General features: G+C 34.5%; 13 protein-coding genes. 7 read left to right on the forward strand and 6 right to left on the reverse strand.

All coding sequences use genetic code 11. The features are described 5' to 3' along the window. The first annotated feature begins 11 nt into the window (after positions 1 to 11). The 3 genes from dltC to TY11_RS15080 all read left to right on the forward strand — a co-directional run bounded on the left by dltC (position 12) and on the right by TY11_RS15080 (position 2,655). The gene (dltC, locus tag TY11_RS15070; RefSeq protein WP_042147926.1) at positions 12 to 248 is read left to right on the forward strand and encodes a D-alanine--poly(phosphoribitol) ligase subunit DltC; all 237 of its coding nucleotides are present in this window, start codon (positions 12 to 14) and stop codon (positions 246 to 248) included. Then, positions 248 to 1,408, forward strand: coding sequence for a D-alanyl-lipoteichoic acid biosynthesis protein DltD (dltD, locus tag TY11_RS15075; protein ID WP_042147930.1), 1,161 nt, complete (start codon positions 248 to 250; stop codon positions 1,406 to 1,408). Before dltC ends, dltD begins: the two co-directional genes overlap by 1 nt. Before the next feature lie 530 nt (positions 1,409 to 1,938). After that, complete coding sequence (locus TY11_RS15080) at positions 1,939 to 2,655, forward strand: sulfite exporter TauE/SafE family protein (RefSeq protein ID WP_042147932.1); 717 nt, start codon at positions 1,939 to 1,941, stop codon at positions 2,653 to 2,655. 301 nt (positions 2,656 to 2,956) lie between these two features. On the opposite strand, the gene TY11_RS15085 is transcribed toward TY11_RS15080, so the two are convergent. Continuing rightward, entirely contained in the window at positions 2,957 to 3,421 is a 465-nt protein-coding gene (locus TY11_RS15085) for a DUF8821 family protein (protein ID WP_042147935.1), read from the reverse strand. A 20-nt stretch (positions 3,422 to 3,441) separates the two neighbouring features. Continuing rightward, positions 3,442 to 3,921, reverse strand: coding sequence for a GyrI-like domain-containing protein (locus TY11_RS15090; RefSeq protein ID WP_042147938.1), 480 nt, complete (start codon positions 3,919 to 3,921; stop codon positions 3,442 to 3,444). A 101-nt stretch (positions 3,922 to 4,022) separates the two neighbouring features. Here TY11_RS15090 and TY11_RS15095 point away from each other — a divergent pair, with 101 nt between their 5' ends. Next, positions 4,023 to 4,976 carry a helix-turn-helix transcriptional regulator gene (locus TY11_RS15095; protein ID WP_042147941.1) on the forward strand — a complete coding sequence of 318 codons (954 nt, stop codon included), beginning with the start codon at positions 4,023 to 4,025 and terminating at the stop codon, positions 4,974 to 4,976. A 270-nt stretch (positions 4,977 to 5,246) separates the two neighbouring features. On the opposite strand, the gene TY11_RS15100 is transcribed toward TY11_RS15095, so the two are convergent. The 4 genes from TY11_RS15100 to TY11_RS15115 form a co-directional block, all read right to left on the reverse strand. Then, positions 5,247 to 6,668, reverse strand: coding sequence for a glycoside hydrolase family 1 protein (locus TY11_RS15100; RefSeq protein ID WP_042147945.1), 1,422 nt, complete (start codon positions 6,666 to 6,668; stop codon positions 5,247 to 5,249). Between the two features lie 66 nt (positions 6,669 to 6,734). After that, the gene (locus TY11_RS15105) at positions 6,735 to 7,094 is read right to left on the reverse strand and encodes a PTS sugar transporter subunit IIA (protein WP_042147948.1); all 360 of its coding nucleotides are present in this window, start codon (positions 7,092 to 7,094) and stop codon (positions 6,735 to 6,737) included. A 24-nt stretch (positions 7,095 to 7,118) separates the two neighbouring features. After that, on the reverse strand, positions 7,119 to 8,333 hold the full coding sequence (locus TY11_RS15110; protein WP_042147951.1) for a PTS sugar transporter subunit IIC: 1,215 nt from the start codon (positions 8,331 to 8,333) through the stop codon (positions 7,119 to 7,121). Positions 8,334 to 8,368: 35 nt separating this feature from the next. Continuing rightward, positions 8,369 to 8,689 (reverse strand): PTS sugar transporter subunit IIB, encoded by a 321-nt coding sequence (locus tag TY11_RS15115; RefSeq protein WP_042147954.1) that lies wholly within the window; start codon positions 8,687 to 8,689, stop codon positions 8,369 to 8,371. A 189-nt stretch (positions 8,690 to 8,878) separates the two neighbouring features. Here TY11_RS15115 and TY11_RS15120 point away from each other — a divergent pair, with 189 nt between their 5' ends. From TY11_RS15120 to TY11_RS15130, 3 genes are all read left to right on the forward strand, one after another. Beyond that, a complete protein-coding gene (locus TY11_RS15120) occupies positions 8,879 to 10,804 on the forward strand; it encodes a BglG family transcription antiterminator (protein WP_042147956.1) in 1,926 nt (641 codons plus the stop codon). A gap of 317 nt (positions 10,805 to 11,121) precedes the next feature. Then, on the forward strand, positions 11,122 to 11,514 hold the full coding sequence (locus tag TY11_RS15125; protein WP_042147959.1) for a hypothetical protein: 393 nt from the start codon (positions 11,122 to 11,124) through the stop codon (positions 11,512 to 11,514). Between the two features lie 462 nt (positions 11,515 to 11,976). Next, a complete protein-coding gene (locus TY11_RS15130) occupies positions 11,977 to 12,729 on the forward strand; it encodes an RNA polymerase sigma factor (RefSeq protein ID WP_052345852.1) in 753 nt (250 codons plus the stop codon). The last annotated feature ends 4 nt before the right edge of the window (positions 12,730 to 12,733 follow it).

The raw sequence follows: 12,733 nt of genomic DNA on the forward strand, positions 1-12,733 counted from the left end.
GGAATATAAATATGGATTTTAAAGAAAAAGTATTACAAGTTATTGCAGAAGTTTGTGAAGATGATGTTGTGAAAGAAGAGCATGATTTGGATATATTTGAAGCAGGATTGATTGATTCATTTGCGACAGTGGAGTTACTTGTTCAATTTGAGGAGCAGCTTGATATTAATGTACCGATCACGGAGTTTGACCGAGATACATGGAATACACCAAATGCTATCGTTGATCGTCTGAATGAGCTGAAATAATGAAGAAGAAGTATCTGTTTGGACCAATCATTCTTGCATTGGTCCTGTTTTCCGGGGTCGTATTGGTACCCGAATCATGGCTGGCTAATTTAGTTCCAGCAGATCGTTTGGAGGAATCAGCTATAAGTCTGGAGCCAACTATGTTCCAAGGAACTTATTTGCAAGGTGAAATGCTCAAAAGTTCTACGTATGTTCCAATCTATGGTTCCTCTGAATTGTCGCGCTGGGACCCATTCCATCCATCGAATTATTTCGAAACGAATGAAGCTGCCTTTACACCTTATTTAGTAGGAAAAGGCGGAATGACCTCGATTATTCATAATTTAAACTTTGCAATGCATGCCGATCAATTGAAGAACAAGAAAATGGTTATCATCGTATCGCCGCAATGGTTTGTAAAGCATGGTACAGATGAGCAGCATTTTGCACCAAATTATTCTTCACTGCAAGCTTACCAGCTTCCTTTCAATAAGAAAGTGGATGAGCAAGTGAAACGAAAATTGATGCAACGTCTGATGACGTATGATGCGGTCAAGAACGATACGATTCTTTATCAGCTTTACGATGCTTATCTGAATGACGAAAAGGTTATGTTTAATATTTTTTCCGTTCCTGCAAGGGCTTATATATCCATACTTAAGAAAAAGGATATGTATTTCACCATTTTGAAAGATAAACCAACTAACCGTCATCAGTCAGATGAAGTGAAGGACAAGACATGGGAGGAACTGCGGGCACAAGCCGATACTTATGGCGAGAAACGGACACAGCATTCCAAATTTTATATTGATGACAACGTGTATAAGTATAGGAAGGACTACATCAAGAGAATGGAAGGAAAGAACAAAGATCATTCCTATGCAGAATCACTTGAGTACGAAGATTTCCAACTGATGCTTGATATTCTCAAGGAATCTGATGCTGAACCGCTTTTTGTTATTATCCCCGTGAATGGGGCGTATTATGACTACACAGGATTCCCTGAAAAAGGACGTCAAGACTACTACACTCGTATAAAGAAGCAGATTAATGATAGCGGCTTTACCTACGCCGATTATTCCGACCATGAATATGATCCTTATTTTATGCGTGATACGATTCATATTGGCTGGAAGGGCTGGGTTTATTTAGATGAGGATATGCAAAAGTTCCTCGAATAACACGAGGACGACTCACCTAATAGGTGGGGCACCTTCGTGTTACTGGCAATCGCACTTTTGCAAATAAGCATGAATTTACTACCAAAAAGTAAGGCATCTAAAATGGTTAAGCGAATGACTCAAATCTGGTATAATAAATTAGCTTTAGATAGGCAACTACCCATCAGATTTTAGTAGGTAGTTGTCTATCTTTTTATTTTGTAATTAGTTATATTCAGTCAAATTATCAAGAGACGGATGGGGGCTAATACATTACTGAGAAATAATAGCTTATTTATATAATTAGTACTTGTTGAGGGTCTAGATATTAAGGGTGCCTTTACATATCTAGTGTTATTGGTTGTGAAATAATGTTAATCGAAAACCTCACTTAGATAAGTTATGGTGAACCTAACCATATATAGTGTTAAAACAGTGGGTGGAATTAGTTTTGATAGTCGCTAGATTAATGACATGTTAAAATAGTTGTAGAAGAGATACTGTTTATTAACGGTATCTTTATTTTTTTGTTATAGGAAAGTAGGGGGTTTATGGAGATAATAGCATTTATTATAATCATTTTAGTCGCTTCCGTACTTCAAACGAGTACAGGATTTGGGTTTTCAATTTTGGCTACTCCATTTCTTCTATTAATATTTGAGCCAATTGAGGCAATTCAAATAAACTTAATATTGTCTTTAGTTATTTCTAGTGCATTAATAATGAAAATTAGAAAGGATATTGATTTTGGCATCCTTCGAAGATTTGTAGTAGGCGGTGTTACGGGTCTTCCCGTTGGAATTATAATCTTCTTGTTAGTTGATATAAATAGATTAAAGTTGGGAGTGAGCCTTATTATCTTATTATTAACAATAATGCTCATTCTTAAGTTCCGAATTAACCAGAATAAGAAGAAAGATTTAATTGTTGGTGGACTATCAGGTTCATTCACAACAAGTATAGGTATGCCTGGACCACCATTATTATTATATTTTTCAGGTACAGATACTCAGAAGGAAAAATTAAGAGGTACTACACTAGCCTTTTATTTATTTATATACTTTGTCAGTTTAATCATCCAAGTGACTTTTGCTGGAACAAATAAGACGATCTGGGTATCAAGTTTATGGGCCTTACCATTAGTATTTGTAGGATTGTATTTGGGACAACTCTTATTTAAAAGGATTAATCAAAATGCTTTTCGAATATTTACATATATAATCTTATTGTTTACAGGGATTTACTTGCTGATTGAGAGTTTGGGATAATAATATTCAATAAGGTATCTGTTCTACCACAAACAAAATGCTGAACCTTATCATAAGTAAATGAGGTTTTTCCTATATATACATGAGTATGTATTACAGGAATCGTATAATTTCATTGCACGAATAACTAAAATCAACGAGGGAAATATTTTTTGCAATAAAAAGAACAGCATCCTCTAACATTACATAGAGAATGCTGTTCTGTAATTAAAAATAATTAGATTAACATTAGTTGGAATGAAGAAAGTGATTGACCATGAACATAAATTAGCTCATTCCTCAAAACGCGTAGTCACTAACTTCAATACTCCCCTTTAATCACAAAAAACGATCCACGAATAGTCCCAGCCAGCTTAGACTTTTGCCTAGCAAACTTAAATTTCCCTTCTAACTCCTTTGGTACTTCCATCCCATCAGAAAGCTTAAAACCAACGGCGCGCTTCTTCGGGTCATCGACAGTATACATAACGTTGATTGCAAGACCATCCTCATAAAAGACGTAGGTCCATTTGATATTTTCCACTTGAAAACTTGATGTTTCTAAAGGATTGGCTGCAAACTCAAGATCACGTTCTTCCTTTAAAACTCTGTTCACGTACTCAAGGGTCTCCGGGCTTTCGCTAGCAGGTACTACTGTAAATTCATGCTTATATTTGTTCATAAAGTAGCGGGCTTCATTAGCACGTAAACCAGCAAGCGCTTCTGCTACTGGTGAAGACTCTAGACCAACAGTAGACACATTTTTAAAATCAACAATATAGGACATTACCATTACTCCTTTAATCGTTATTTTCGAACTACAGGAATCCACATTTCACCGTATACTAAACCGTCTCGCTGCTCCATTTCAACGGTTGCGTTTGGCCCACCAACATAGGCAACATCCTTTGCCTCTGGCAAAGCCTGACCAAAGGCAATACCAGTAAGTGTATTACTTAACTCTTCACCCGTCTTCCCTTCTCCTTTAACAACTAAGTATTCCCCTTTAGGAAATTGGATAACCCTTGTTGCCTCAGGTAAAGATTCCTCCGTCATGACACCAGCATAATACATCATCTTGTTATTCACGGCTTCGTTTACAGCAAAAATGTAGTCATTTTTGGCGAGTGATTTTAACGTGTCTATCCTTCCATCCTCGTTGACGGCTTGCCAAAAATCAGACTTTTCCTTGTTAATGCCGACATAATCTGTGTAGTCACTCTTAAGCTCCGTTCCAAATCCTAATACAGTAAAGCTCTCTTTCTCCTCTAAAGTGAAATTTGCCATTTAAAATTTCCTCCTTTTATTTAATTGATTTGTATTTCTTGTTGATGAGTTTATAATAACATTAAATCATGTCAAAAAATGACACTGTTTAGGAGGCCCCAATGAAAAAGGTTGAACGGATTAATACCATCATGCGATATATCAACAACAGAGCCCAATTTACCATTTCGGAAATCATGCGGGAATTTAACATCTCTCGTTCAACAGCTATTCGAGATATCAGAGAAATTGAAGCCATGGGGATGCCACTTGTAGCGGAGGTTGGAAGGGACGGGGGTTATTTCGTCATGAACAATTCCGTCTTGCCCACGGTTCAATTTACCGATAACGAAATTAAAGCCCTTTTCATTGCTTTTATGGCAACAAGAAATCAGCAGCTCCCTTATTTAAAGAGTCGTCAATCTTTAGCTGAGAAATTACTTGGCCTCATCTCGGAAAACCAGCAAGACTACCTTGTACTTTTAAATCAAATCTTACTTTTTGAAGGGACTAATCCCAATAATCCCGACCTACTTGATTTGTCAGACCTGCCCGATCCCATGTTAGAAAAACTCATCCAAGCGATTCTTTTAGATCGTTATTTATGGATTACTGTTAAAGAAGATAAGGTGATAAATTCTTACCCGATTTTTCTATTTCATCTTCATCATGAAAAAGGCTACTGGCTAATTGAAGGTTTTGACTTGGAGGAAGAAAAAAGGAGGATTTTCCCTGTCTACAATCTCACCGACGTCGAAGCATACCCTGTTAGAAAAAGATTGAGTAAGAAAAATATGCTAGAAAAACTAAGTAAGCAGGAGGAATTTAACCTGATCCTTGAACTTGGTCCAAAGGCAATTGCACAATTCAAAAAGTACCATCCTTTAAAAGTTTCCTTAGCCTATACCAATCCTTATCAAACAACAGCCATACTAAAAACGTTAATCAATGTTAATCATGTAGAAGAATTAGTAGAAATGACAAATTGGCTCCTCTTTCTAGGTGGGGACATCAAGGTGAGAGAAATGCCAAAAGAAGTTTTAGAAGGCTTGCAAGAGCGATTGTCCATATACTGACCAGCAGCAGACTCTGTTAGAATCAAAATAATTATGAGTCTTTGCTCACCGTCTCTGTACCGCTAAAAATACTAAGGTATTTGACTAAATCCAACAATTATTGGGTGCACATCCAGGGGGGGTTGTGTTTGCTGAATTTGTATGGAGATTAGAAGCTTCTGCGCCATAAGCTTTAATTATCCACATTAAAAAAAGAAGGAAGCACATGAGCTTCCTTCATCCAAAGTAATATTTATCCTGTAATGTCTGCCAATATATATGGAACTTTAATTAAAGTTCTAACCCATTTGTCTTAATTACATTCTGATACCAATAAAAGCTATCTTTTGGTATCCTACGTAGATCCTTTACATCGTTATCTGTTCGATTTACATAGACAAATCCGTACCGTTTTCTAAATCCACTTGTCGTACTTATCAAATCCATAAATGACCATGGGCAGAATCCAAATAATTGTACGCCATCATCGATAGCCAATCTACATTGTTCCAAGTGTTTACTTAGGTAGTCTATCCGATATTGATCGTGAACCTTTTCGTCATCGGATAAATGATCAACAGCACCCATTCCATTTTCGGTAATAATAATAGGTAAATGATAACGATCGTTTAACTCATTTAGGAGCGTTCGAAGACCAATAGGATCAATTTCCCAATCCCAATCGGTTTTTTCTAAATAAGGATTGGAACTTCCTTGATAAAGTCCTGGTAAAACCTCGAATTCCGTTTCTCCTTTATTTCCATCTGCATTAATGGCCATATCTTTAACTTCCATTGTGGAAGGAGCATATTTGACAACTCGTGATTGATAGTAATTAACTCCGATAAAGTCGGGTTTTGCGGATTGAAGTAACGCCATATCCCCTTCTTCAATGGTTGGATTGATTCCTTGTTCCTCCATGTATCTCCAGATATTCTTTCGATAACTTCCGTAAACATACAAATCTGTAAAAACATACGTACGGAAATCATCAGCTACTTTGGCAGCTTGTATATCTTCTGGTCGGCATGTTTCTGGATAATTAGGTGAAAGCCCAATAGCAGGTCCAATTTTAGCATCTGGGACCATTTCTCGGCATAGTTTAATAGCCTTCGCATGTGCCAGAGTCATAATATGATTCATTTCATACTTTTGCTTTTCCAAAGGGGTATCGTCTTCAAATTCCATTAGATATGGTAAAAGGAACATATTACTTTGTTCATTAATCGTAAACCAATATTTTACTTGCTCGCCAAGATGCTCAAATAAAACTTTACAAAAGTATACAAAGTCATCAAGTACTTTTCTTGAAGACCAACCGCCATACTCTTCTTGTAAACAAGCAGGTAGATCAAAATGATAGATAGTAACCAACGGTTCAATGTTATTAGCTTTCAATTCGTTAATAAGGTTTTTGTAAAAGTCTATTCCCTTTTGATTAACTTCGCCTCGCCCCTCAGGTAAAATCCGTGACCATGAAATAGAGAAACGGTAGGCAGTCATTCCTAATTCCTTCATTAGAGCAACATCTTCTTTGGATCTATGATAATGATCAGAGGCAACACTTGTATCTGCATAAGCAGGGTTAATATTTTTGTCTACGATAGATAGGGTTCTTCCATCTTCTAAATATCCACCTTCATATTGATACGCAGATGTTGCGGCTGACCAGAAAAAGTCATTAGGAAATGGATTGATAGTTTTATATCTCACGTAATACACTCCTCTACTCTGAATTAAAATGCCAGATTTCATCTATAAACCTGGCATCTTTACTTGTTACATATTCTTCTCTAGTTTTTGTAAACGTTCATCATATGCTTTAAATAGTTGTATTAATTGTTTGGCTGTGTTCCATTCACTCATAATGGTCATTAATGTGTCCTGTGCATGAGCAAATAATAGAGAAAAATCTATTTTCTCTCCACGAGCTTCCCCTTGGATAGTTTCCGTTTGGGCGGAATGAGCTAAAGAAATCTTCTTCTTTGCTTCTTTTAATTTAGTATCTGCCTCTTCGAAATCACTACTAGTAATACAAGATAATGCTTCATTAATAATCATTCTTGCATCACCAGCATTTAAAATGATTTGCATCGAAACCTCATTGATGTCTTTTTTTTCTGCAAAGTTTTCACTCATATTTACTTACCTCCAACAATTCGTCTATTGCTCTAGTTCCTTCTTAGTTTGTTGCATATCATAGACTCTGAAGAATGGGAACCAAATTAGCCATGATACGATTATAATCGCAACTAATAAGATTAAGCCTCTAAAGTCAGTGTTAATTAAATACGTTGATATCCCAGGTGGCATATACCAAAGTTGAAAAACTTTGGATGGAATAGTAACCATACCAAGGTTCAACACGACATAAGTGATTGCTGGTATGATTAGTCCGTTTAACCACATTGGAATCATTAAGATTGGGTTAAATGCAATAGGTGCACCAAAGACAACTGGTTCATTAATATTAAATAAAGATGGGACAATTGTTACCTTCCCTATCGCTTTCAATTGATTAGACTTAGCTAAGAGCAACATCATGATGACAAGAGGTAATGTTGTACCCATACCGCCAATCCAAACCCAAGCTGTTAGTGTTTCCATTGTGTTGATATTCACTGCATCAACAGCATTTGCTTCAATACCAGCTATCCAAATAGGAAATGCTATCGGATAGATGACCCAGGCACTAATACCGAATGAGTATAAAAATATACTAATAAAGGTAATCAATACAAAACCTGTAAAGCTTTGTCCAATTAAGGAAAGTGGTTCAAACACCTTCAAAATTAACAAGTAGAAATCCAATTCCAATTGGAAGGAGAACAACCATCCAAATAATAATAAGATGGTAATTGGAATGATCGTGTCAAACCATACGATAATGAAATCTGGAAGACTACTTGAATCTTTAAAGAAAGAGAACTTACTAAATAGGTACATAATTAAGCCAACAATAATACCGACAAATAAGGCAACGAACATCCCATTTCCGCCGAAACGCTCAAATGAGAATGTTATACCTCCATCAGCTGTAAAACTAGGCATTAATAGCATTAAAAATAAAGATAATCCTGTTAAACCTGAGATTACTTTTCTATCATTTTTCTTTTGTTTTTCCATTATATAGTAGGGTACTAAGAAAGCTATAAATACACTAATCAATCCAAAAGAAAAATTGCTTATTGGAGAAAAGTCAGGCATCCATGAGAAAAATTCATTCAATATAGATATTAATGTTACGAGAGATCCGACAAGGATTAAAGGTAATACAGCCATGATTGCATCTTGTATTCCTGAAACCCAAGGATTTCTAGTAAATTTATTTACTTTAGGGGCGAATTTTTCATTCATCCACTTTATTAAGGTATTCATATAACACCTCTCCCTTGTTTAAGTGCTTGTACGAGTTATTTTTCTTTTTTTAGTAGTTCTAAAATTAAATCTAATCCCTTATTTCCATCCAAAAGACCATATATAGATTGATCAATAATAGATGCTGGAATATGATATGGTTCAATTTTTTCTCTAATATCTGCTTCCATATATGCTAAGTGTGGACCAATCAATAGTGCATCGATTTCAGTTAAATATTCTTCAATTTCCGCTTCACTTCTTGCCTTTATATCAATGGAAATGTTTCTTTTCTTAGCAGCTTTTCTAATATTTTGAGCCATAAAACCACTAGAAGCTCCTCCACCACAAACTAATAGTACATTCATATTTGACATTATCTTTACCTCCATTAATTGTATTTTTAATTACAACTTGATTATCCTATGGTTAGTGTATATCACTCAAATAGAATTATTTCCTATTGATAGGAAACGTTTTCACTTTTTAATATATATAATAGGAAGTTATACTTAGGTCAGGAATGTTATTGGTGAATTGAGGAGTTATGTTGGAGGTCTTTATTAATGAATAAGAAAGAGAATTTATTGATTAGATTTTTATTTAAGATGAATGATTGGGTAAAGGCAGATATATTAGCTACGCAATTCGCTGTGACAACTAGAACAATTCGAAACTATGTAAATTCAATTAATGAAAAAATGGCCCCAGATGAATTAATCATCTCTTCTCAACATGGATATAAAATTAATGAATCCGTTTTTCATAAATATAATGAGGACTTTGTAAAGACTGAACCAAAGAAAGGGACACCGCAAGAACGTCTTGCTTACTTAATGAAACAAATCATATTAAATGCGGATGGTATTGATATATTTGATGTAAGTGAAAAGCTATTTGCTAGCATACCAACCATTGAAGGTGATTTGAAAAAAGCTAAAATGCTTCTAGAAAAGTTCAATTTATCATTCACTCGAACTGGGTATTCGATACAGTTAAATGGTTTAGAACAAGATAAACGAAAGTTAATGAGCTATATTTTTTATAATGAATCTAATAACCAATTATTAAGTTTGAATAATATCCAGGAAGCATTTGGATATGATCTAGAGAAGTTTAAAGAACAACTTATTACCATTTTAGCTAGGTACAATTTAGATGTGAACGAATATACGGTAGGAAATATTGTCCTTCATATCGTTATTGCAACCGACCGAATTAAAAATAATCGCATGATTCATGAGGAAGGCATTGTTTCTTTACATCAAAAAGAAGAATATAAAGCTGCCTTAGATATAGCCAAATTGATTGAAGCCCAATTTAATGTCAAGTTTGATAAGTCTGAACTCTATTATTTGACCATCCTATTGATTAGTAAAACAACATTATTGGATATCGATAGTTTAACTGCGGACAATCTTAATCAATACATTGAAGAAGAATACATTGATTTGGTTCATGATATTATTCATAAAATTAGTGAGTATTATTTAGTCGATATTTATGATGATGATTTTTTTATTAAATTTACATTGCATGTTCGAAATTTAATAAATAGAGCCCGACACAATTACTTATCAAGAAATCCTTTAACAAATCAAATAAAATCAGCCTATCCTTCCATCTATGATCTAGCAGTATTTATTTCAAACGAAATACAGAAGAAAGAACAAGTAACAATTAATGAGGATGAGATTGCTTATATTGCTTTCCATATTGGAGCATTTCTGGAACGGAAAAAAGGTTTAGAAAATAAAATGACATGCACGATTGTTTGTCCAAAGTATTATAATATGCATTTGGATATGGCAAAAAAAATAAAACGTACATTGGGAAAATATATTGAAGTTAATAGGGTTATAACAAGAATTGACACTGATTTACAAAAGATAGATTCTGATTTAATTATTACAGCAGTTGAGGTTCAAGGGAATCATCATGCTTCTGAAGTTATTCATGTTAATCCTATTCTCACGGAAGACGATCTAGAGAACATTCATCAAACAGTTGTTCAGTTGAAAAGAGCTAAATACCGAAACAATTTAAAAGAACAACTTTTCAACCTTTTTGATCCTCATTTGTTCCAACGTAATATCTATTTTGATAATGAGTTTAAAATGATTAGGTATATTGGTGAAAGGATGAATCAATTAGGGTTTATACAGGAAGAGTATATTGATGAAGTGATTGAGAGAGAAAAAATGTCATCTACGGCATTTAATAATAATGTGGCCGTACCACACTCCATGCAAATGAATGCAATTAGATCATCGATTTCCATTGTTCTAAATGAAAAGCCCTTAAAGTGGGGAAGCCATACGGTACAGATTATTGCCTTAATAGCAATTAATAAAAGTGAGCGAAAGGTATTTCGTGATATCTATGATAATTTTATTAGAATAATCTCTGAACCTGAAAATGTTCACTTATTATTGCAAAGCAAAAACTATGATTCATTTATTGATTCCCTTTTATCATTAATGGAAAAGTAGTTGCCTAATATTTTGTCAGTAAAAGTCCCCCTAAATGGTAAAATTAATAAACCATTAGGGGGATTTTTTATGCTTCGAAATAAACCAAAGCACTATCCATAAAATACTTTACGTTTTCACTGGTCTCGGACGGTTCTCATGCACCACTGTTGCAAAAAAATAGTGTCAGAACCATCCCATGCATCCCCCTAGAAAAGTGGAATAAATTTGAAAAACAATAATATTATCCTAATAGGAATTAAGTTTGATATTGGTAAATAACTGAAAACTAAAAAACTTAAGTCCAAAAATGAAGACAACTTGAGGAGTTGGTTGGGGTGAAGTTTTTACAAGCTAAATCTTGGATTCTATTGCTTCTCATTCAAGTCTTAATGCTAATCATAACTATTTCAGGTGAAAATGGACCAGTAGGTGAAGGTTCGGTCTTACATGCTTTTTTATCTAATGATCAAACTGAAGCAGGAGTTGAATTAAAGTTACGCGGATCATTGATAATAGGTATGTCTTTATTTGGCTTTGCTATTCTAACGAATGCATTTCGTAAAGGACAACGGTGGTCTTGGTATGTATGTTGGGTATATCCATTATACTTTCTACTTCATATCATTGGTTTCGGCACATTCATGCCTGATATTATCTTTTTATTACTATCATTAGTAGCACTATTGTTACCTTATAAATATTTTTTTAATGGGAAAAACGCTTCTTAATTGTGGTTCCAATAGGATGGGTTAATTATCTTAGGAATTTTAAATTACGTATCTGATCACTAATTAGATAGGATTATTAAGTTAGATAACGTCGAAGCATTTAAATAAGGCATCAGCTCTATCCCTATGTATCATAGATAATCTGGCATTCAAAAATTTCATGGAAATCATAATAGCATCATTCCTAACTAGAAGGAATGATGCTATTATGATTTTGTAGACATTGTATCTACTATTCTATGACTTATGTAGTAAATAAGATGGGGACCAGATGCAAGAGAAAGGAATTATACTAGTCTTTTATCGAGCCCCTCTGTATTACCCACATACATTAGCGTCAGTTTTAGAAGTGTTTTCATGGAAATTTAGATTAAAAAATAAAAAATCATTTATAAATTGATAGAAATCTAACCTAATCTGCATCTATATCTATAGAAGGGTTGAAAAGGGGTATGTAAATACATGAAAGCAGAGCTGGAGATCTTAGCTCCTTTTGAACAGGAGCATGACATTTTTTATGAGAAAAGATTCAATCAACAGCTAGTAGAAAAAGCCAGGAAAGGAGATCAGGAAGCATTTAGTGAGCTTGTTAGAATGCATCGGGCAAAAGCTCATGGCTGGGCATATTCGGTTACCAAAGATTCCTTTTTAGCCGAAGATATTGTCCAAGAAGCTTTATTTCGAGCCTTTTTAAAATTAGGAACACTATTAGAAACAGATAAATTTACACCTTGGTTACGGCAAATTGTTCGAAATCAGGCATTAATGAGTATTAGAAGCTCAAAGCCAATTAGACAAGAGCAACCATTTACATCTATTGGACCTTCTAAAAACCCTTCACCATCAGAAATAGATTGGGGAGATATGGATCAAATTCTCTTTTATCTCTCCCACACAGCTTCAGAGAAGAGCAAACAAGCAAATCCAGAAGAACATCTTATGCGCTTAAATGTAATTCAAGGAATCCGTTCTCTCTTGCACTGTTTAAGTTTTCGTGAAAGAAAAATATTTGAAGCGTATTTTTTTGACGATCTAAATCCATTTGAAATTGCAAAGCTTTTCGATACTACGAAAGCAAATGTTTACAACACTATTTCTCGTTCAAGAAAAAAGGTGCAAAGAGAAAGAATTCGTCTATGTATCCATGAGTATGTGCAAAAGAGAGCCAATTCGGGTCTTGCCAAAAGAAAAGTATTATCGAAGCCTGACATTTAAAAAA

Origin of the sequence: Paucisalibacillus algeriensis (assembly GCF_000577245.1) — a bacterium.
Lineage (GTDB): Bacteria > Bacillota > Bacilli > Bacillales > Amphibacillaceae > Ornithinibacillus.

Excerpts from the sequence above, each read along its gene's own strand:
- TY11_RS15095 (WP_042147941.1), top strand. The coding sequence starts at position 4,023 with ATGAAAAAGGTTGAACGGATTAATACCATCATGCGATATATCAACAAC.
- TY11_RS15105 (WP_042147948.1), bottom strand. The coding sequence starts at position 7,094 with ATGAGTGAAAACTTTGCAGAAAAAAAAGACATCAATGAGGTTTCGATG.
- TY11_RS15120 (WP_042147956.1), top strand. The coding sequence starts at position 8,879 with ATGAATAAGAAAGAGAATTTATTGATTAGATTTTTATTTAAGATGAAT.
- TY11_RS15115 (WP_042147954.1), bottom strand. The coding sequence starts at position 8,689 with ATGTCAAATATGAATGTACTATTAGTTTGTGGTGGAGGAGCTTCTAGT.
- TY11_RS15110 (WP_042147951.1), bottom strand. The coding sequence starts at position 8,333 with ATGAATACCTTAATAAAGTGGATGAATGAAAAATTCGCCCCTAAAGTA.
- TY11_RS15130 (WP_052345852.1), top strand. The coding sequence starts at position 11,977 with ATGAAAGCAGAGCTGGAGATCTTAGCTCCTTTTGAACAGGAGCATGAC.
- dltD (WP_042147930.1), top strand. The coding sequence starts at position 248 with ATGAAGAAGAAGTATCTGTTTGGACCAATCATTCTTGCATTGGTCCTG.
- TY11_RS15090 (WP_042147938.1), bottom strand. The coding sequence starts at position 3,921 with ATGGCAAATTTCACTTTAGAGGAGAAAGAGAGCTTTACTGTATTAGGA.
- TY11_RS15085 (WP_042147935.1), bottom strand. The coding sequence starts at position 3,421 with ATGTCCTATATTGTTGATTTTAAAAATGTGTCTACTGTTGGTCTAGAG.
- dltC (WP_042147926.1), top strand. The coding sequence starts at position 12 with ATGGATTTTAAAGAAAAAGTATTACAAGTTATTGCAGAAGTTTGTGAA.
- TY11_RS15080 (WP_042147932.1), top strand. The coding sequence starts at position 1,939 with ATGGAGATAATAGCATTTATTATAATCATTTTAGTCGCTTCCGTACTT.